Raw genomic sequence first — 18,582 nt, forward strand, 5'->3', positions numbered from 1 at the left:
GTTCCACCCGTTCCCATCCCGAACACGGAAGTTAAGCCCCTCATCGCCGATGGTACTGCACGGGAAACCGTGTGGGAGAGTAGGACGCTGCCGGATTTTATTTTGCGAACCCCCGAACCGCCCAGTGCGGCTCGGGGGTTTCGCCTTTTAAGTCCCCGGGCTCCGACGAGCTTTGCGGGGCCCCGCCAGCCCTCGGGAGGTACCTGGTGTCCAAGCCCTACGATCCGCGCGACCGCTTCTACAAGAAGGCCAAGCAGGAAGGTCTCCGCGCGCGCTCCGCCTTCAAGATCGAGGAGATCGCCCAGCGCGCGCAGCTCTTCCGCCGCGGCATGGCGGTCCTCGACCTGGGCGCCGCCCCAGGCGGCTGGCTGCAGATCATCTCCCGGCAGATCGGGCCCGAAGGGGTCGTGGTGGGGATCGATCTCCAGCCGATCAAGGGCATGGGGCCCAACGTCCGCACCGCGGTGCTGGACATCTACGCCCCCGATCTGCGGGAGAGGCTCCGGGAGCTCCACGACGGCAGCTATGACGTGGTCACGTCCGACATGGCCCCCAAGACCACCGGGGTGAAGACGACCGACGAGGCCCGCTCACTCGATCTGGCGGAGCACGCGCTCCACCTCTGCGCCGAGCTCCTCAAGCCTGGTGGCTCCTTCGTCGCCAAGGTCTTCGAGGGCGGTGGATTCGAGGGCTATCTCCGGCAGGTGCGGGCCGCCTTCTCGAAGGTCAAGCTGGTGCGCCCCGAAGCGACCCGCGGTCGTTCCTTCGAGATCTTCGTGGTGGCGCAGGGGCATCGACCGGCGCCGCCCGCTTCGACGCCCTGACCGCAGCCCGCGAAGCGCAGGGAGCAGGCGGGTATGGACTTGCAGGCTGCGAGCCCGGAGAGGCGTCCGGGCGCTCGCCGGCGGGGAAGGATGTACGCCCCCTACCGCGTTTTCGAAGGGGGTGGTCGACCCTATTGAAGAAAGCGGGACGGGCTGCGTCTATTCGGGTGTCCGTTTTCGCCAGCCCGAGGTGATTCCCATGGCTCGTCGCTCCCTATCGCTCGCGTTGGCGGGCACCCTTGCCGCCTTGCTGGTCGCCCCCATGGGCGCCGCTGCGCAGGAGGCGGAGACCGATCAGCTCCCCCCCTATGCAGCCGAGGAGTGGGAAGCAGCGCAGGACGCCGGCTACGGCGACCCCGTCGCGCAGGCCCAGCAGATCCCGCCGCCGCCCGAAGGCATCTCCCGCGCCGAAGCGGTTCCCTACTCAGAGCGCGATCGCGGGGACGTGCAGTTCGACGATTTCTACCAGGGGCTCGCCGACCACGGCACCTGGGTCGAGACCCCCGAGTACGGCTACGTCTTCATCCCCGACCGGCAGTCGCAGGTGCAGGATTGGCGGCCGTACGTCTACGGCCGCTGGATCTGGACCGACTACGGCTGGACCTGGGTCTCCGAGGAGCCGTTCGGCTGGGCCACCTACCACTATGGCCGCTGGACGATGCTGCCTTCGTTCGGCTGGGCCTGGGTCCCCGGTTATACCTGGGGTCCTGCGTGGGTCGCCTGGCGCTACGGTGACGCGGCCATCGGCTGGGCGCCGCTCTATCCCGGCTACGTCGCCTGGACCGCGAGCTATCCCGTCTACACCAGCCACTGGGTCTACATCGGGCCGACCTATTTCTACTCGCATCCGGTGCACGTCCACCACTACGCCTACCACCGTTCGAGCTACTACCACCGGCACACCCACTGGGCCTCGAACTGGCATGGCCACGGGCACGGCGGCCGCAGCCGCGGCAGCGGCTACGTCTACGCCGGTCCGCCTCGGACCTACGTGGAGCGCCATTCGCGGACGAGGGTCCAGACCACCGCGCTCACCAACGCCCAGCGTCCGACGGCCCGCGGTATCGACCTGCCCGGCGGCAAGGCGCCGCGCCAGATGTCGGTCTACCGGCCCGAGCTGAGCAAGAGCAACCTCGCGGCCCAGCGGACCGCCGGGCGGGTCCGGGTGCCGGAGAACGTGCGTGCACCGAAGGGTGTCGGCTCGGGCCTCGTCGCCCCGCAGCAGGTCAACCGCGGCAGGCTCGCCAACGAGAGGGCCACGGCCCCCGGCCAGATCCGCACCCCACGCGCCGGCGCTGTGGACCGCCAGGGCGCACCGCAGCTCGGCAACGGGGCGCAGCGCGCCGTACCCCGGAGCGGTGCAGCACCGCAGGCGGTGGAACGCAGGGGCGGCAATCGCATCGAGTCGCCGCGGGTCCAGCAGCAGAACGTCCCGACGCCGCGCGCTGCCCCGGCCCCCCGGGCCCCGCAGGTGCAGCGGTCGGCGCCCAGCCGCGTGGTTCCCCAGCGGAACCTCCCGGCGCCGCGCCAGCAGGTGACCCCGCGCAACGTGCCCAGCCCCCAGCGTCTGGCGCCCCGGGGCAATACGCCGAGCGTGCAGCCCCAGCGGGTCAATCCCCCGCGGGTTTCCGCACCCCGGTCGGTGGCGCCGCGCGGCAGCAATTCGAAATCTTCGCCGCCCCCGGCAGTGAAGACCCCGCCTTCGAAGGTTGCCCCGCGGTCCTCGGCGCCGCGGATCGCACCTCGCGCCACCGCCCCCCGCTCCGCCCCCTCGGCCCCCCGGCCGTCCGGGAACGTCCGGCGCGGCAACTGAGCGGGCAACCGGAGCCTGGCAGACACGCAGCCGCCTCGAGCCCTGGGCTCGAGGCGGCCTTTCTATGGTCAGCGCTCCGGCGCCGGTTCGAGGCGCTCGCGACGGAGGAAGATCCGCAAGGCGATGATCGCCGCCCCGGCGAGGAGCACCGCCGCGCTGAGGAAGGGCGTGCTCCAGGGCAGGAAGGCGAGCTCCACCCCGCCCACCGCAAGCACCGGCGCCGCGCCACCCAGATCGTAGGCGACGCCGCCGAGGAGAGGGCCGACGATCCGCGCCAGGCTGCCCACGCTCTGGTTCACGCCGAGGACGCGCCCCTGCTCGTGGGCGCCGGCATTTCGGGAGACGAGGCCGGAGAGCGCCGGGCTCTGCAGCCCGTTGCCGACGGCGAGCACGGTGCAGGCAAGCACTAGCTGCGCCAGGCTCCTTGCGCCGGCGATGAGGAGCAGGCCGCAGGTGAGCAACACCGTGCCCGCCAGCAGGATCGAGGGCTCGTCGAGCCGCTTGCGCAGCGGCCGCAGCAGGCCGCCCTGCACCAGCGCCAGCACCACGCCGATCCAGGCGAAGAGCAGGCCCGCCTCCCTGGTGCCGTAGCCGAAGCGCTTCTCCGTGTAGAGGGCGAAGGTGGTCTCCAGCTGTGCGAAGCCCACCGTCGCGAGGAAGAAGAGGAGAAAGAGCAGCGGCAGCACGGGGTGGCCGAGCGCCCCGCGGAACGTCTCGAGACGGGAGCCGCGGCGGGCAGCGGCAGCTGCCCGGGCCTCCGCCGGCAGCGATTCCGGGAGGAGGAAGAAGGCGAGGCCGAGGTTGAGGGCCGAGAGGGCCGCTGCCGCCAGCGCCGGCGCCGCCAGTCCGAGGGTGGCGAGGATGCCGCCCACCGCAGGCCCGAGGACGAAGCCGAGGCCGAAGGCTGCGCCGAGCAGGCCCATGCCCTGCGCCCGCTTCTCCGGTGGCGTGACGTCGGCGATGTAGGCCTGCGCCGTGCCGATGTTGGCGTTCGCCATGCCGGCGAAAGCCCTGGCGAGGAAGAAGACCACCAGGTTGGTGGAGAAGGCGAAGAGGAGCATCGCCAACACGTTGCCGGTGATGCTCACCAGCAGCACCGGCCTGCGCCCGATCCGATCGGAGAGGCGGCCCCAGAACGGCGAGAAGAGAAATTGCATCGCCGAGTACGCCGTCATCACCACGCCGACCTCGAAGCCGCTGGCCCCGAGCTCCTGCGCGAAGAAGGGGAGCAGGGGAATCACGAGGCCGAAGCCGAGGAGGTCGAGAAAGACGGTGAAGAAGAGTACGGCCAGGGGCGATTTTCCGTGCCGCATCGAGCCTCCATCGCGGGACCGCGGAGCGGCCCCATCCCTGCAACCGAAGCGACCACCGACGCGTAGCGCTCTAATCCCTGCGCCGGGGCGCGGTCAAAGAGAAAGGCCAGCGAATTCGGGCAGGCAGCCATCGCGCCGCGCCCGAAAGGTGTCCGCCGGCCGACTTGACCGGGCCGGGGGAAGGGGTTATTCCCCGCGGTCGCACGTGACGAGCGCGCCGACCGGAGCCGTCCCGCGGATCCGAACAGCGCCACGACCTCGAGCCTGCCGGCGATCCGGCTCTTTCCTGCTCGTGGACGCGCCCGCCGTCGCAGGCGAATCCGGCCCCATCCCGGGCCGGCGGAGGTGACCGGAGTGAGGGTCGTTGCCGCTGCGGAGAGCACGACGAACAGCGCCGAGCTGGTGCGCGACCTCGTCGCGCTGACCAAGCCGCGGATCACCACCATGGTGCTGGTGACCACCGCCGGCGGCCTCGGCCTCGCTCCGGGCGAGCTGTCCTGGCAGAAGCACCTGCTCACCATCCTCGCCACCGGCCTGGTGGTCAGCGCCGCCAGCACGCTCAACAACTATCTGGAGCGCGACACCGACGCGTTGATGAACCGCACCAGGCGGCGGCCCCTCGCTGCAGGGCGTCTCGCGCCGCAGGTGGCGCTCGCCTTCGGCCTCCTCCTCGCGGCCCTCTCGATCCCGGCCTTGACCTTCTTCGTCCATCCGCTGCCCGGGCTCCTCGCCTTCATCGCCTTCGTGAGCTACGTGTGGCTCTACACGCCGATGAAGCGGATGAGCACCGACGCGCTCCTCGTCGGCGCGGTGCCCGGGGCGATGCCCCCGCTCATCGGCTGGACGGCGGTGACCGGCGCCCTCGACCTGCCCGGCCTCGTCCTCTTCTCCATCCTCTTCGTCTGGCAGCTGCCGCACTTCCTCGCCATCGCGCTCTATTGCGCCGAGGACTATGGCAGGGGCGGCCACAAGGTCTTCCCGCTGGTGCGCGGCGAAGCGGCGACGAAGCGCTGGACGGTGATCTGGTCGGTGGCGCAGCTCGCGGTCTCGCTGCTCCTCCTGCCGCTCGGCGTCGCGGGCTGGTTCTATGGCGTCGCCGCGGCCCTCTCCGGCAGCGCCTACCTCGCCTTCGCCATCTACGGCCTCGGACGGGATCTCGGCAGGAACTGGTCGCGCCGACTGATGCTCGGCTCGATCCTCTACCTCTGCGTGATCTTCTTCGCGCTCGCCATCGACTCCTGGCTGTGAGAGGGCTCCGTACCGCAGCAGGCCTCGTCCTCGCCTCGGCGCTGATCGCGGTGCCGATCGCGTGGTTCCTCCTGCCGGAGCCGCCGCCGCTTCCGTCGCTCTACCCGATGCCGGCCTTCTCGCTCACCAGCGAGCAGGGCAGGCCCTTCGGCGCTGCGGACGTGCAGGGCAAGGTGGTGGTGGCCAATTTCATCTTCACCTCCTGCCCGACGGTCTGCCCGCTCCTCACCGCCCACATGGCGAAGATCCAGGAGCGGTTCGCAGCGGAGGACCGGGTCCACCTGCTCAGCTTCTCGGTGGATCCGAAGAACGACACGCCGGCGAAGCTCCAGGGCTTCGCCGCGCAATACCGGCAGGATCCCGCGCGCTGGACCTTCCTCACCGGCGAGCTCGCCGCGGTGGAGACGGCGATCGAGAAGGGCTTCAAGATCCACATGGACGGCGCGGGCGATCCGGAGGCGACGGCCTTCGACATCGTCCACGGCGAGCACTTCGTCCTCGTGGATGCGAAGGGCACGATCCGCGGTTATTACCAGCCGTCCCACGAGGAGCTCGAGCGCCTCGCCGGCGACGTCGAGCGGCTCCTCGCGGAGCCTTGAGCCGGGCTCCGAGTCCCCGGAGTCCCCGAGCCCCCGAGACCACGATGCCCATCGCTGCCTACCTGCCGATCCTCAACGCGATCCTCAACGCCAGCGCGGCGCTGCTCCTCGTCCTCGGCTTCGTCGCCATCAAGCGGGGGCAGCGGGAGCGCCACAAGCGCTTCATGCTCGGCGCCTTCGGCGCGTCGACCCTCTTCCTCGCCTCCTACCTCACCCGGTTCGCGCTCACGGGCACCACGCGCTTTCCGGTCGAGGGCGGCTGGAAGTGGTTCTACCTGGCAATCCTCTTCAGCCACATGTTCCTCGCCATCGGCCTCCTGCCGATGGTGATGCGGACGCTCTGGCTGCCGTGGAAGGGGCGCTACGAGCAGCACCGGCGCATCGCCCGCTGGACCTTCCCGGTCTGGGTCTACGTCTCGGTGACCGGCGTGGTGGTCTATTTCATGCTCTACCACCTGCCGGGAATGCTCTGATCGAGTTGCCCGCCGCGGGCGCTGCTGCCACCTTCCGCCCATGGGCACGTCGAGCGAGGTCGCGACGGTCCGGCGCCTGCCGGACAGCGATGCGGATGGCCGGAAATCGCTGGGGATGAGCCTCTTCCTGCTCTCCTCCACCATGGCCTTCGGCGGCCTCCTCCTCCTCTACGGCATCCTCCGCGCCGACGCGCCCAATTGGCCGCCGCCCGGTGGCAGGGTGCTGCCCCTCGGCCTCGCCAGCGCTGCAACCGCCGCCATCGCCGGCTCCTCGGCGGCGCTGCACCTGGGCTACCGGGCGCTGCTCCGCGCACGGGCGCCGCTCCTGCTCCCCTGGCTCCTCGCCGCCATCTGCCTCGGGCTCCTCTTCGTCGCCCTCGAGATCGCCCTCTGGCTCCAGCTCTGGGGCGCGGGCTTCGTCCTCGGCAACCGCCACGCCGGCGCCTTCTACACCCTCACCAGCTTCCACTTCGCCCACGTGGCCATCGCCCTGGGGCTGCTCGCCTGGCTCGTGCCCGGCGCGCTCCGCCAGCGCTACCACGCCCGGGAGAACGTCCGCGTGCGGCTCGTCGGCCGCTTCTGGCACTTCCTCGGGATCAACTGGCTGCTGCTCTTCGCCGCCTTCTTCCTCTGGTAAGCCGGGCCGTCAGGCCCGGAGCCCGTCGAGGACCGAGATCCGCGCCGCCTTGAGCGCCGGGAGCAGCCCTCCGATCAGCCCCATCCCGATCCCGAAGGCCACCGCGGCGAAGAGGATCCCCGCCGTCGGCGCGAAGCCGAAGGAGACTTCGGAGAAGGTGTCGAAGTTCACGGTCCGGATCTCCACCCAGCGCATGAAGAAGGCGCCCACCGCACCGAGGATCCCGCCGGCTGCCCCGAGGAGCGCCGACTCCACCACCACGCTGCCCAGCACACTGGTGCGCCGGAAGCCCACCGCCCGCATCATCGCCAGCTCGCGGACCCTGGCGGCGACCTGCGCGTACATCGTGATCATCGCCCCGAGGATCGCGCCCACGCCGAAGACCAGCGAGACGAAGAGGCCGAGCACGCGGATGAAGGTCGCCATCCCCTGCGCCTGCTCCGCCCAATAGTCGTCCTCCGGCGTCGCCTCGAGGGTGAAGCGGACGTCGCCCTCCACCCGCAGCGCCAGCTGGTCCCGCTGCTCGATCGAGGGCGCGCGCACGACGATCGAGCTGAAGCCCTGGCGCTGGAAGGCGCTGCGGAGCGCGTCGCCCCAGGCCCAGATCTCCGACTCCAGGGCGCTCCCCTCCGCGGCGATCACGCCGACCACCGGCCAGCGCTGGTTGGCGAAGCGGAGCTCGCCGCCGACGAAGGCGCCGGGGCTGCGCCCGACGATCCCCGTCCCGATCGCCACCTCGTAGCTCCCGGGGCGGGGCGCGCGGCCCTCGACGATTCGCACCGCCGGCCGCAAGGCGAGGCTGGCGCCGTCGATGCCGCGGGCGGTGGCGTTGGTGAAGCGATCGTCGCCGCGGGGCAGGGCGACGATCACCACCGTCTCCCCGGCAGCGAGGCTCTGGCCGCCGGTGGAGGTGGCCACCTCGGGCCAGGACGCGATCACCCGCAGCGCGTCGCGCTCCACGCCGCTGGCGATCTCGTTGTCGGCGCCCTCGCGGAGGAGGACGAGGTTGTCGGGATCGCCGCCTGCCTCCAGTGCGCTCTCGATGCCGTTGGAGAGCATCAGCACCGCGGCGAAGACGAAGACCACGAGCCCCAGGCCGATCACCGTGGCTGCGGTGGAGAGCCGCCGGGCGAGGAGGCTGCGCCAGCTGTAGAAGACGGGGATCATCTACGCCACCTCTCGCAGGCCTTCGGCGATGGCGAGCCGCGAGGCCCGCAGGGCGGGGAGGGCGCCCGCGGCGAGGCCCACCAGCAGCGCCGCTGCCGCAGCGAGGATCACCGTGCCGGCGCGGACCCGGATCTCCGGCAGCGTCCCGAACTGCTCCTGGACGATCCCGGCGAAATTCTCGATCAGCGGCGGCGCCAGCAGGGTGCCGAGGGCCGCTGCGACCAGGCCGATGAAGAGCGATTCGAGCAGCACCAGGGCGAGGACGTGGCGGCGGTGGAAGCCCAGCGCCCGCAGCGTGGCGAGGTCGCGGGTCTTCTCGCGGACGCCCATCGCCAGCGTGTTGCCCACCACCAGCAGGATGATGAGCAGCACCACGTAGGAGACGATCTCCACCGCGGAGAGGATCGCGGAGGACATGGCGACGAAGGAGAGCTGGAAGGAGCGCTCGCTCTCGGTCTTCGTCTCCCAGGGGCTGTTGGCGAACATGGCGTCGACGCTGCGCGCCACCTGCACGGAGAGCGCCGGATCGTCGATCCGCAGGGCGAAGTAGCCGACGTAGTCCTGCTGGCTCTCCTCCACCCGCTCGTTGAGGCAGCGGTAGCCGAAGGCGAGCACGGTGGTGTCGACGTTGGGGCTGCGCCCCTCGTAGATCCCGCGAATGGTGAAGTCCCAGGTGCCCGGGTAGATCGAGCCCTCCAGCGTCACGCGATCGCCGACCTGCCAGCCGAAGCGGTCGGCGAGCTTCCTGCCCACCATCGCCCCGCAGGGATCGGCCCGCCACGCGGCGATCTCCTCCTCCGGTGCGACGTACTCGTCGTAGACCTCGAGGTAGGTGGCCGAGTCGACGAAGACGTTGGGGAAGAAGTCGCTGCGCTCCTCGCTCAAGGCGCCGCCGAACCAGCCCGCGTAGCTCACCGCGCTCACCCCGGGCACGGCGGCGATGCGCTGCAGGTAGGCGAGGGGAAGCTCCTGGGTGAGGCCGGTCTTGTTGCGCACGATGAGCCGATCCGCCTGCGCGCCGGCGACCCCCGCGTACCAGAGGTCGATCACCGTCTGCAGGAAGATGAAGGCCACCACGCCCACCGTCGCAGCGAGCACGGTGAGGGCGAGGCGCAGCGGGTTGCGGCCGAGATCCCGCAGGGCGAGGCGCGCGAAGGTCACGCGAGCGCCCCCTTCTCCAGGATCCGCATCGTCTCGGCGCGCTCGGCCGCGTGGGGATCGTGGGTCACCATCACGATCGTCTTCCCCAGGTCGCGGTGGAGGGAGTCGAGCAGGTCGAGCACGATGCCGGCGGAGGTGCGGTCGAGATCGCCGGTCGGCTCGTCGGCGATGACGAGATCGGGATCGGTGACCAGCGCCCTGGCGATGGCGACGCGCTGCTGCTCGCCGCCGGAGAGCTGCGGCGGCTTGTGGCTCGCGCGGGGGCCGAGGTTCACCGCGTCGAGGGCCGCCGCCACGTGGACCCGCCGCTCCTCGCGGGAGAGCGGGGTGAGCAGCAGCGGCAGCTCCACGTTCTCCGCCGCGGTGAGCACGGGCAGCAGGTTGTAGAACTGGAAGATGAAACCCACGTGCCGCGCCCGCCAATCGGCGAGCGCCCCCTCGTCCATCCGCGCCAGGTCCTGTCCTGCCACCTCGACCACGCCGGCGGTGGGGCGGTCGAGGCCGGAGATCAGGTTGAGCAGCGTCGACTTGCCGGAACCCGACGGGCCCATGAAGACCTCGAAGGCGCCGGTGGGGATGTCGAGATCGATGCCCTGGAGCACGGGGATCTCCACGTCGCCGCGGCGGTAGACCTTGGAGACACCGCGCAGCCGCACGATCGGCGGGCGCGCCTCGCTCGCGGCCGCGCCGATCACGACGCCTCCCGCACCTGGACCCGGGCGCCGCCCCGGAGCCGCTCCCCCGGCGCCACCACCACCCGCGTGCCCGCCTCCGGTCCCTGCGCCAGCGAAACCTCCTCGCCGACGCGCGCTTCCACCTCCACCGGCACCTGCTCCACCCGCTCGGACTCGATCACGAAGACCACCTGCTCGCCGTCGCGCTCGACGACGGCGCTGGCGGGAACCCGGAGCCGCGCATCCGCCTGCAGCTGCTGCGGATCGAGCGGCTTCTCGAGGAAGGAGATCTTCGCGCCCATGTCGGGAAGCGCGCCCTGCGGCGGCTCGACGAAGTCGACCTTCACCACCGCGGTGGCCTTGGCCCGATCGATCGCCGGGCGGACGGAGGTGGCCCGCCCCTGGTAGAGCCGGTCGGGCCAGGCGTCGAGGAAGACCAGCGCCGGCTGGCCGATCTCGATCCGCCCCAGCTGTTCCTCGCTCACCTCCGCCTCCACCTCGAGGCTGGAGAGATCGACCATCTCGACGATGCCGCCGAAATCGCCGGTGGTGATCGCAGCCGGCGCCAGCACCGCGCCCTCGTCGGCGATCTTGCGGACGATGGTCCCGGTGAAGGGCGCCCGCACCACGGTGTAGTCCTGCTCCAGCTCCGCTGCAGCCAGGGCCTCCCGCGCAGCGCCGAGCTGTGCCCGCGCCGCGTTGACCGCAGCCTCCGCCGCCTCCGCGCTGGTGCGCGCGTCCTGGGCCGTGGCCTGCGCGGCGGCGCCGCTCGCCGCGAGCGTCTCCGCCCGCTCCCGATCGCGGATCGCCTTGCGGAGCTGCGCCTCGGCGTTGCGCAGCTCGCCCAGGGCGGCGTTCGCCTGCGCTCGCGCCTGGAGCACGCCCACGTCGGCGCCGGCGGAATCGAGCCGCGCGATCACCTGCCCCTCCTCCACGCGCTCGCCCTCTTCGACCAGCACCTCGACCAGCCGCCCCGGGATCTGCGGCGCGATGATCGAGCGGCGCTTCGCCGCCACGTAGCCCGAGGCGGTGAGCTCGGTCACCGCCTCCCCGGGCCGCGCCTCCCGCACCTCGACCACCGACACGGCGGGAGGCCTGCCGAGGAGCCACGCGATCACGGCGCCAGCGAGGAGGAGCAGGACGAGCAGCCCCACGAGCCGCCGCCTGCGCGGGCGCACCTTTCGGCTGCGGTCGATGCGCAGCTGCCCCATGCGCTCGGCGATGCCGGTCTCCGCCACCAGCGTCCTCCCCGGGAATCCTCGTGGATTGCCCGGAAAAGATGCGCCGTGCGGCGGGAGCCTGCAGCGTGGCACCGCCCTACAGCTACACCGGAGCTCAAGCGCCGGTGTAGCTGTAGGGCGCGCGCTGGCCGAGGAAGCGGCGGATTTCCTGCTTGTCCCGGTCGGAGAGCTTCAGCATGCGGATCCCCGCGCCGGCGGCGAGCTTGCTCGAGAAGGCCGAGCGCTCGCGGACCCAGGAGACTTCGCCGCTGGTCTCGAAGCGGTGGCCGCCGAGCAGCGCCACCGAGCAGCGCACGCTCGTTCCCACCGGCGGCGGCAGATCCGTCGCCACGAAGAGGCCGACGAGGCGGCCGGTGGGGGTCTTGGTGATGTAGAAGTTGTTCTCGCTGAAGAGGTCCACCACCACGTGGAAGGAGGGCGCCGCTGTAGGCCCGCTGTCGAGGCGGGCGAGCTCCTCCTCGATCATCGAGAGGATCGCCGGCGGCGGCGGTTCGCGCTGCGGCAGCGGCGGCGGCTGCGCCGGCAGCGCGGCCTGGCGGTCGGCACGGGGCTGCGGCTCGATCCGCAGCGCCGCGTGGGGCTCCCGGAGGAGCTTCGCCTTGTCGACCGCGCCGTCGGCGCCCACCTCCCGCGCCCGCGCCGCGAGTGCGGGGCCCTGCGCGCCCATCACCAGCAGCCTGCAGCCCAGCTGCGTGCGCAGCCCGAGGACGATCGCCCGCACCGCGTCCCGGCGGATCCCGCCGGCTGCAGCGTCGAGAAGCACCAGCCCCGGCGCGAAGCGCTCGAGGAACTCCGGCGTCAGCCCTGCGGCGAGCGACACCGCTTCCGCGTCGAAGCCCGCCACGCGCAGGCTGGCGCGCAGCTCCTCCGCGAGGGCGCGATCGTCGTCCACCACGAGGATGCGGCGGCTCTGTGGCTGGCGCTGGAGCAAATCTCTCCCCGGATGCCGTCGGTCAGAAGTTGAGATCGCCGCTGCCTCCACCCTCGTCGAGGAGGAGGGCACGGGCGACGTCGGAGGGGTGGGTGGCGTGGGCACGGGCGAGGTCGGCGGAGATCCGCCCGGTCTGCACCAGCTCGACCAGGTGCTGATCGAAGCTCTGCATCCCGAGGTCGACGCGACCCGACTCGATCAGGCGGAGCAGCGATTCCATCGAGGCGCCCTCGCGGATCTGCGTCTGGATCGAGCGCGTGGAGAGCATCACCTCCGCTGCGGGGAGCAGCCCCGTCCCGTCCGCGCGGAGCAGGAGCCGCAGGGCGACCATCGCCTTGAGCGTCTCGGCGAGGCGGCCGCGGACGCCCTGCTGCTCGTCGCTGGGGAAGAGGCCGACGAAGCGGGAGATGCTCCGGGGCACGTCCTGGGTGTGGAGCGAGGAGATCACCAGGTGCCCGGTCTCCGCTGCGCGCAGGCAGATCTCGGCGGTCTCCCGGTCGCGGATCTCACCCACCATGATCACGTCCGGATCCTGGCGGATCACCGAGCGGAGCGCGGTGCCGAAGGAGCCGGTGTCGGTCCCCACCTCCCGCTGGATCACCAGCGACTTCTTCGCCGGGAAGAGGAACTCGATCGGATCCTCGATGGTGACGATGTGGCTCCGGCGGCTCTCGTTCACCGCCTCGAGGAGGCTGGCGATGGTGGTCGACTTGCCGTTGCCCGCCGCGCCGACCACGAGGACGAGGCCGCTGCGCACGTGGGCCAGGGAGGCGACCGCAGCCGGCAGGTTGAGCTGCTCGAAGCTCGGGATCTCGAAGGGGATCACCCGCATCACCACGCCGATCGATCCACGCTGCCGGAGCAGGTTGACGCGGAAGCGCGAGAGCCCGGTGACGGAGAAGCCATGATCGGCGTCGTGGGCCTCACCGCGGAAGAAGGCGCTCTCGGCGCCGATCACCAGCCTGGCGATCGACTCGGTGTCCTCTGTCGTGAGCGGCTCGAGGCGCGCCGTCACCAGATCGCCGAAGATCCGGTAGGAGGGCGGATAGCCCGCCTCGAAATGGATGTCGGAGGCGCCCCGTCTCACACCCAGCGTGAGGAGCTGGACCAGCTGCTCGTGGTTCATCTTCGTTTCTCCTACAGCCCCAGCTGCCTGGCGACGATCTCGTTCATGATCTCGGAGGTTCCGCCGCCGATGGGCCCGAGGCGGGCATCGCGGAAATAGCGCTCCACCTCGTACTCCCGCATGTAGCCGGCACCGCCGTGGATCTGCAACGCATCGTCGCAGATCGAGAGCGCGTTCTCGGTGGCGAGCCGCTTGGCCATCGCCGCGACGGCGACCGCATCCTCGCCACCCTCGTAGAGACGCAGGCCGTGGTAGGTGAGCTGCCGGGCCGCCTCCAGCCGCAGGGCCATGTCGGCGAGCTTGTGGCGTGTCACCTGGAAGGAAGCCACCGGCCTGCCGAAGGCCCTGCGCTCCCGCGCGTACGCGAGGGCCTTCTCCAGCGCCAGCTCCCCCTGCGCCACGGCGCCGAGGGCGAGCGCGAGCCGCTCCCAGACGAAATTGGCGAGGATGCAGGAGAAGCCCTCGTTCCAGCTGCCGAGGAGGTTGGCTGCGGGAACCCGGCAGCCCTCGAAGACGAGCTCGGCGGTGTCGCTCGCATGCCAGCCGAGCTTGCGCAGCTTGCGACCCACCGAGAAGCCCGCCGTACCGCGCTCCACCACCACCATCGAGATCCCGCCGGCGCCCGCCTCGGGTTCGCTCTTCACCGCCACCACCACGAAGTCGGCGCGCACGCCGTTGGTGATGTAGGTCTTGGCGCCGTCGATCACGAGCTCGTCGCCGTCGCGGACGCAGCGGGTGCGGATCCCTGCGACATCCGAACCCGCCTCCGGCTCGGTGATCGCCAGCGCGCCGACGATTTCGCCCGCGATCGCCCGGGGCACCCAGCGCTGCTGCTGTGCCTCGTTGCCGAAGAGGAGGATCGGGGGCAGGGCGATGGCGACGTGGCCCGCGAGCCCTGCGGCGACGCCGCCGGAGCCGCAGCGACCGAGCTCCTCGTGCAGCACCGCTTCGAAGAGCGGCCCCGCCGCAGTGCCGCCGAGCGAGACCGGTGCCCGGAGCCCGAAGAAGCCCAGGGCGCCGCAGCGCTGGAAGAGCGAGCGGGGGAACTCTTCCGCGTCCTCCCAGGCCTTCACGTGCGGTGTGATCTCGCTCTCGACGAAGCGCCGGACGGTGCGGCGGAAGGCATGGTGATCCTCGTGGAAGAGGCCGTACCCTGCGTGCATGCGATGGCTCCCGGGACGTTCCCGCCAGCCTACCACGCGCCTCCTTTTCCCCAAGGGAAGCGCCGGGGCCGGCACCGCTGGCGAAGCGGGAATGCGGCAGGGAACTTGATCGGGGCGAAGTCCGCCCTTAGATCAGCCCGGCCCGGCGATGCGGGCCTTCGAGGTGCGTTCCCGTGGCGCAGGTGCCGGAGCAGTTGACGTTCTTCGCCTTGCAGCCTGCAGCCCCTGCGAAGCGGGCGCTGCAGGGCAAGCCCGCCGTGCGCCAGCCGGCGCCGGCGCGTTGTGGCCAGCTCGACCTGCCGCTGCCACCGGCGCCCGAGGCGCCGCGGATCGCGGTCATCGATGGCGGCGGCAGCGGAACCGGCCACCGAAGGGCGCGGCTCGTCGCGCTCCAGGGCGGCACCGCTCCGGTGCAGCGCCCCTTGCCGACCCGCGACGAGATCACCGCCGCCCTGCTGGGTGCGCTGGCGGATCTCGTCGCCGGCAGGATCTCCCCGACGGCAGCCACCGCCATCCGGGAAGCAGCGGAGGATGCGCTCCGGCAGCTCGAGGCCTCGGAGCGCGATCCCCACCGGGCGCCGCAATTCGTCCGCGCCGCCCGGGCCCTGCAGGAGTTGCTGCCCGCCCGCTAACGCGTTGCGCCGCCGGCGATCCAGGCGCGGATCAGCTCGACCTGATCCTGCGGCAGGCAGGGCGGGGTAGCGCAGGTCGGCGGCATCGCCTGGCCGGAGACCGCGTTGTCGGGGTTGCCCGGCTCGTGGCCCAGCACCTTCCAGTAGAGGTAGGAGGCCGCCGGATCGCCCGGGACGACCCGCGTCTCCACCTCGGGCTCCGGCCGCCCGGGCACCTCCGCCACCGCGGTTTCGACCAGGTTGTTGTAGACCGCGTCGGCGAACTGGTCCTCGGGCCGGATCACCACCGAACCCGAAGCAGCCAGCGCGTCGGCGTGGCAGCCCACCGAGCTGCAGTTGGGGAAGACCTCGCTGCGGACCTGGGCGAAGGTCACCTGCTCCTGCCCGCCGGCTCCTCCCGTGCCGCCGGCGCCGCCGTTGCCACCGTTGCCGCCATCGTCGTCGTCGTCACCGCAGGCCCCCAGGGCGAGCGCTGCCGCCAGGCCGATCGTCCACCACTTGCGCATCGTCGAACCCTCCTCGTGGTCGAAAGCGGAGGTTAACGATCTCGCCTGCGGGGGAAAGCACCTTCCCACTTCGGCACGCGCATTGCTCAACGATTGGGTGCGCGGCACGCCACCTGCCGGAAACACGGTCGCAGGGCGAGGGAGAGGGCAGGTAGCCGGCAGGTGGGCGGGCCGCGACTGTAAGAGCGACAGGGTGGTGGCCGATCGGGTCGGAAAAACGGAAGGCCAGCGGTTCCCGCGAGAGCGGGGCGGATCGGCAGCTGGACCATTGGGAGGCGGCGACGGTGATGGAGCGTGACTTCGCAGTGCTGGTGATCGGCAACGAGGAGCGGACGAGGAGCAAGCTGCGCGAGGCGCTGGGGGCTTCCGGCTGGCGGGTGTGCACCGCTTCGTCGCCGGACGAAGCGATGCGCCTCCTGGGGGCAGGTGCCCCCTTCGATGCCCTGGTCCTCGATGCCGGGGCGGAGTTGGGTGGAGTCGAAGCGCTGCGGCGCTACAGGGAGGGCGGCGGCAGGATCCCGGTGGTGGCGGTGGGCGCCAGCGACGAGCTCACGGAGCGGCTCCTCGCAGGTGGCGCCAACGAATGCGTCGCCGGCAGCTGGGACGGGGGCGAGCTCGCCCGCGCGATCCAGAAGGTGGTGCTCTCCTCGCAGCACCTGCCGCAGAACGAGGCGCGGATCGAGAACCGCGCGATCGCGCCGGACGTGGACGTGGGCTTCGTCTCGGTCTCCGAGGCGATGCGCCGGGTCTTCGAGATGGTGGACCGGGTGGCGGACGCCGACGTGCCGGTGATGATCCGCGGCGAGTCGGGCGTGGGCAAGGACGTGGTGGCCCGGGCGATCCACGCGCGGAGCTCCCGGCGCGGCGGCCCCTTCGTGAAGATCAACTGCGCGGCGCTGCCGAGCGAGCTCCTCGAGAGCGAGCTCTTCGGACACGAGAAGGGCGCCTTCACCGGCGCGCACACCGAGAAGCCGGGCAAATTCGAGATCGCCGACGGCGGCACCATCTTCCTCGACGAGCTCGGCGAGATGCACGTCGCCCTGCAGGCGAAGCTGCTCCAGGTGTTGCAGGACGAGGAGTTCTACCGGGTGGGCGGGCGCAAGCCGATCCGCGTCGACGCGCGGGTGGTGGTGGCCACCAACCGCGAGCTCGAGGCGGAGATCGAAGCGCAGCGCTTCCGCGAGGATCTCTACTACCGCCTCAACGTGGTCAGCGTGAAGGTGCCGCCGCTGCGCGAGCGCAAGGAGGACATCCTCCCGCTGGTCGAGCATTTCATCGCCAAATACGCGGAGGACGGCGAGGCGCCGGCGCTCCGACCCGACGTGATGCGCCGCTTCCTCGAGCACGATTGGCCGGGCAACGTCCGGGAGCTCGAGAACATGGTGCGCCGTCTGGTGGTGCTCCGCGACCAGCAGATGGTCCTCGACGAGATCGCGGTGCGCAGCGGATCGAAGAGCGACTCCGCGCCGCTGCCGCCGGCCTTCCCCGAGGAGGGGCTCAAGGAGATCGCCCGCCGGGCGGCGATGATCGCCGAGCGCGACGCGATCGAGCAGATGCTCAAGCTCACCGGCTGGAACAAGCGCAAGGCCGCGCTGCGGCTGAAGATCAGCTACAAGGCGCTGCTCTACAAGATCAAGGAGTGCGGCATCTGCGACCCGCGGCTGGCCCACGCACGGGGCCTCCAGTAGGGAGCTTCTGGTACCGGCGGTGCGCTTGCACTGCCGGTGCACGGGTAGGAGCTTGCTCGGTACGTGGAGGTACGGATGGATCGCGACGCCGGGCTCTCGATTGCCTACGTCAACTACGGCTTCCAGAGCGGCGTCACCGAGCGGGTGATCCGGGCCCTCGGCAGCAGGGGCCACCGGGTCGCCTCGCTCGACGCGGTGGGTCCCGTGGAGCACCGGCGCAAGGGAAGCCGGCGCCTGCGGATCGACGGGCAGGTGCTCTACAACCTGGCGGCGGCCTTCGCGAAGTTCGGGCGCCAGGCGGCCCACTACCGCTGGAACACCACCTTCGCCTTCGACGCACACTCGCGCCACGCAGGCGAGCTCCTCGCCGCGCTGCCGGCGCAGCCCGACGTGGTGCTGCAGGCCGGCGCCCTCTTCGCGCCGGGCCTGCCGCCGCCCTGCCGCTACGTGCTCCTGCTCGACAACACCCGGCAGCTGGCGATGGAGCGGCCGCCGGAGCCGAGCGTCGGCCTCGGCGCGCCACCGGACTACGGCCCGGGCTGGCGCAGGCGCGAGGAGGCGGTCTACCGCGGCGCCTGGTCGATCGGGACCTTCTCCGGCAGGGTGCGCCGCTCCCTCGAGCGCGACTACGGCGTGGCGCCGGGCAGGACCCACGTGGTCGGCGCAGGGGCCAACGTCCTTCCCGAGGTGGTGGAGCGCTGCCACGACGGCGAGACGATCCTCTTCGTCGGCACCCGCTGGGAGCTCAAGGGCGGGCCGGTGCTGGCGCGGGCCTTCGAGCGGATCCGTCGCACGCGGCCGCGGGCGCGGCTCGTGGTCATCGGTCCGAGCCGCAGGCCGGCGCTCCCCGATGGCGCCGAGTGGCTGGGGTACGTCCCCGCCTCGGAGCTGCCTGCCCACTTCGCGAGGGCCACGGTCTTCGCGCTGCCGACGCTGCGCGAGGCCTTCGGCATCGCCTTCCTCGACGCGATGGCCTGCGCGGTTCCCTGCATCGGCACCGCCGTGGAAGCGGTACCCGAGATCATCGAGCACGAGCGTACCGGCCTGCTGGTGCCGCCCGGCGACGACGCGGCGCTCGCTGCGTCGATCGAGCGGGTCCTCGACGATCCCGCCCTCGGCAGGCGGATGGGCGATCTGGGCAGGCTGCAGGTCGAGGCCAGCTATACGTGGGAGCACGTGGCGGCGCGGCTCGAGCGGCTCCTCGCGCCGCCTGCGCTTCCGCTCCTGCCGCGGGAGACGTCGGTGCCGGTGCTGCCCGCGGCAGCAGCCAACGAGGTGGTGCAGCAGCCCGTGGCGCCTTCCGCGCCCGCTGCGGCGATCGCCCCGCCGCGCTGACACGACACCGCATCGCTGCAACGGGCACGGCGCCGGAGGGGGATCCCCCGG

General features: G+C 71.6%; 18 protein-coding genes and 1 rRNA gene. 10 read left to right on the forward strand and 9 right to left on the reverse strand.

Features of this window, described 5'->3' with window-relative positions:
* From rrf to ACESMR_RS21260, 3 genes are all read left to right on the forward strand, one after another.
* A 5S ribosomal RNA gene (gene rrf / locus ACESMR_RS21250) occupies positions 1 to 96 on the forward strand; the annotation flags it as partial.
* Between the two features lie 110 nt (positions 97 to 206).
* Positions 207 to 824: an RlmE family RNA methyltransferase gene (locus tag ACESMR_RS21255; protein ID WP_373049136.1), complete on the forward strand. Its 618-nt coding sequence runs from the start codon at positions 207 to 209 to the stop codon at positions 822 to 824.
* A 199-nt stretch (positions 825 to 1,023) separates the two neighbouring features.
* On the forward strand, positions 1,024 to 2,637 hold the full coding sequence (locus tag ACESMR_RS21260; RefSeq protein ID WP_373049137.1) for a DUF6600 domain-containing protein: 1,614 nt from the start codon (positions 1,024 to 1,026) through the stop codon (positions 2,635 to 2,637).
* 68 nt (positions 2,638 to 2,705) lie between these two features.
* On the opposite strand, the gene ACESMR_RS21265 is transcribed toward ACESMR_RS21260, so the two are convergent.
* Positions 2,706 to 3,950, reverse strand: coding sequence for an MFS transporter (locus ACESMR_RS21265; protein ID WP_373049138.1), 1,245 nt, complete (start codon positions 3,948 to 3,950; stop codon positions 2,706 to 2,708).
* A 354-nt stretch (positions 3,951 to 4,304) separates the two neighbouring features.
* Between ACESMR_RS21265 and cyoE the strand changes: the two genes are divergently transcribed.
* From cyoE to ACESMR_RS21285, 4 genes are all read left to right on the forward strand, one after another.
* The gene (gene cyoE / locus ACESMR_RS21270) at positions 4,305 to 5,198 is read left to right on the forward strand and encodes a heme o synthase (RefSeq protein ID WP_373049139.1); all 894 of its coding nucleotides are present in this window, start codon (positions 4,305 to 4,307) and stop codon (positions 5,196 to 5,198) included.
* Positions 5,195 to 5,797, forward strand: coding sequence for an SCO family protein (locus ACESMR_RS21275; protein ID WP_373049140.1), 603 nt, complete (start codon positions 5,195 to 5,197; stop codon positions 5,795 to 5,797). The genes cyoE and ACESMR_RS21275 overlap by 4 nt, the downstream gene beginning before the upstream one ends.
* Before the next feature lie 44 nt (positions 5,798 to 5,841).
* Positions 5,842 to 6,270 carry a DUF420 domain-containing protein gene (locus tag ACESMR_RS21280; protein WP_373049141.1) on the forward strand — a complete coding sequence of 143 codons (429 nt, stop codon included), beginning with the start codon at positions 5,842 to 5,844 and terminating at the stop codon, positions 6,268 to 6,270.
* A gap of 115 nt (positions 6,271 to 6,385) precedes the next feature.
* Positions 6,386 to 6,907 carry a cytochrome c oxidase subunit 3 gene (locus tag ACESMR_RS21285; RefSeq protein WP_373049142.1) on the forward strand — a complete coding sequence of 174 codons (522 nt, stop codon included), beginning with the start codon at positions 6,386 to 6,388 and terminating at the stop codon, positions 6,905 to 6,907.
* A gap of 9 nt (positions 6,908 to 6,916) precedes the next feature.
* Here the strand turns inward: ACESMR_RS21285 and ACESMR_RS21290 are convergent, their stop codons facing one another.
* The 7 genes from ACESMR_RS21290 to ACESMR_RS21320 all read right to left on the reverse strand — a co-directional run bounded on the left by ACESMR_RS21290 (position 6,917) and on the right by ACESMR_RS21320 (position 14,370).
* The gene (locus tag ACESMR_RS21290) at positions 6,917 to 8,074 is read right to left on the reverse strand and encodes an ABC transporter permease (protein WP_373049143.1); all 1,158 of its coding nucleotides are present in this window, start codon (positions 8,072 to 8,074) and stop codon (positions 6,917 to 6,919) included.
* Positions 8,075 to 9,235 carry an ABC transporter permease gene (locus ACESMR_RS21295; protein ID WP_373049144.1) on the reverse strand — a complete coding sequence of 387 codons (1,161 nt, stop codon included), beginning with the start codon at positions 9,233 to 9,235 and terminating at the stop codon, positions 8,075 to 8,077.
* Positions 9,232 to 9,930: an ABC transporter ATP-binding protein gene (locus ACESMR_RS21300; protein WP_373049145.1), complete on the reverse strand. Its 699-nt coding sequence runs from the start codon at positions 9,928 to 9,930 to the stop codon at positions 9,232 to 9,234. Before ACESMR_RS21300 ends, ACESMR_RS21295 begins: the two co-directional genes overlap by 4 nt.
* Complete coding sequence (locus ACESMR_RS21305) at positions 9,927 to 11,147, reverse strand: efflux RND transporter periplasmic adaptor subunit (RefSeq protein WP_373049146.1); 1,221 nt, start codon at positions 11,145 to 11,147, stop codon at positions 9,927 to 9,929. The genes ACESMR_RS21300 and ACESMR_RS21305 overlap by 4 nt, the downstream gene beginning before the upstream one ends.
* 97 nt (positions 11,148 to 11,244) lie before the next feature.
* The gene (locus ACESMR_RS21310) at positions 11,245 to 12,081 is read right to left on the reverse strand and encodes a PilZ domain-containing protein (protein WP_373049147.1); all 837 of its coding nucleotides are present in this window, start codon (positions 12,079 to 12,081) and stop codon (positions 11,245 to 11,247) included.
* Positions 12,082 to 12,103: 22 nt separating this feature from the next.
* Positions 12,104 to 13,207 carry a type IV pilus twitching motility protein PilT gene (locus ACESMR_RS21315; RefSeq protein WP_373049148.1) on the reverse strand — a complete coding sequence of 368 codons (1,104 nt, stop codon included), beginning with the start codon at positions 13,205 to 13,207 and terminating at the stop codon, positions 12,104 to 12,106.
* Positions 13,208 to 13,218: 11 nt separating this feature from the next.
* A complete protein-coding gene (locus ACESMR_RS21320; RefSeq protein ID WP_373049149.1) occupies positions 13,219 to 14,370 on the reverse strand; it encodes an acyl-CoA dehydrogenase family protein in 1,152 nt (383 codons plus the stop codon).
* A gap of 173 nt (positions 14,371 to 14,543) precedes the next feature.
* Here ACESMR_RS21320 and ACESMR_RS21325 point away from each other — a divergent pair, with 173 nt between their 5' ends.
* Positions 14,544 to 15,002 (forward strand): hypothetical protein, encoded by a 459-nt coding sequence (locus ACESMR_RS21325; RefSeq protein WP_373049150.1) that lies wholly within the window; start codon positions 14,544 to 14,546, stop codon positions 15,000 to 15,002.
* On the opposite strand, the gene ACESMR_RS21330 is transcribed toward ACESMR_RS21325, so the two are convergent.
* On the reverse strand, positions 14,999 to 15,508 hold the full coding sequence (locus tag ACESMR_RS21330) for a hypothetical protein (protein ID WP_373049151.1): 510 nt from the start codon (positions 15,506 to 15,508) through the stop codon (positions 14,999 to 15,001). The two genes, ACESMR_RS21325 and ACESMR_RS21330, sit on opposite strands and share 4 nt — an antisense overlap.
* Before the next feature lie 287 nt (positions 15,509 to 15,795).
* Here ACESMR_RS21330 and ACESMR_RS21335 point away from each other — a divergent pair, with 287 nt between their 5' ends.
* Positions 15,796 to 17,196, forward strand: a complete 1,401-nt coding sequence (locus tag ACESMR_RS21335; protein ID WP_373049152.1) for a sigma 54-interacting transcriptional regulator — start codon at positions 15,796 to 15,798, stop codon at positions 17,194 to 17,196.
* A gap of 75 nt (positions 17,197 to 17,271) precedes the next feature.
* Positions 17,272 to 18,531, forward strand: a complete 1,260-nt coding sequence (locus ACESMR_RS21340; protein ID WP_373049153.1) for a glycosyltransferase family 4 protein — start codon at positions 17,272 to 17,274, stop codon at positions 18,529 to 18,531.
* Positions 18,532 to 18,582 lie beyond the last annotated feature (51 nt).

The organism is Vulgatibacter sp., assembly GCF_041687135.1.
Classification (GTDB): Bacteria; Myxococcota; Myxococcia; order Myxococcales; family Vulgatibacteraceae; genus JAWLCN01.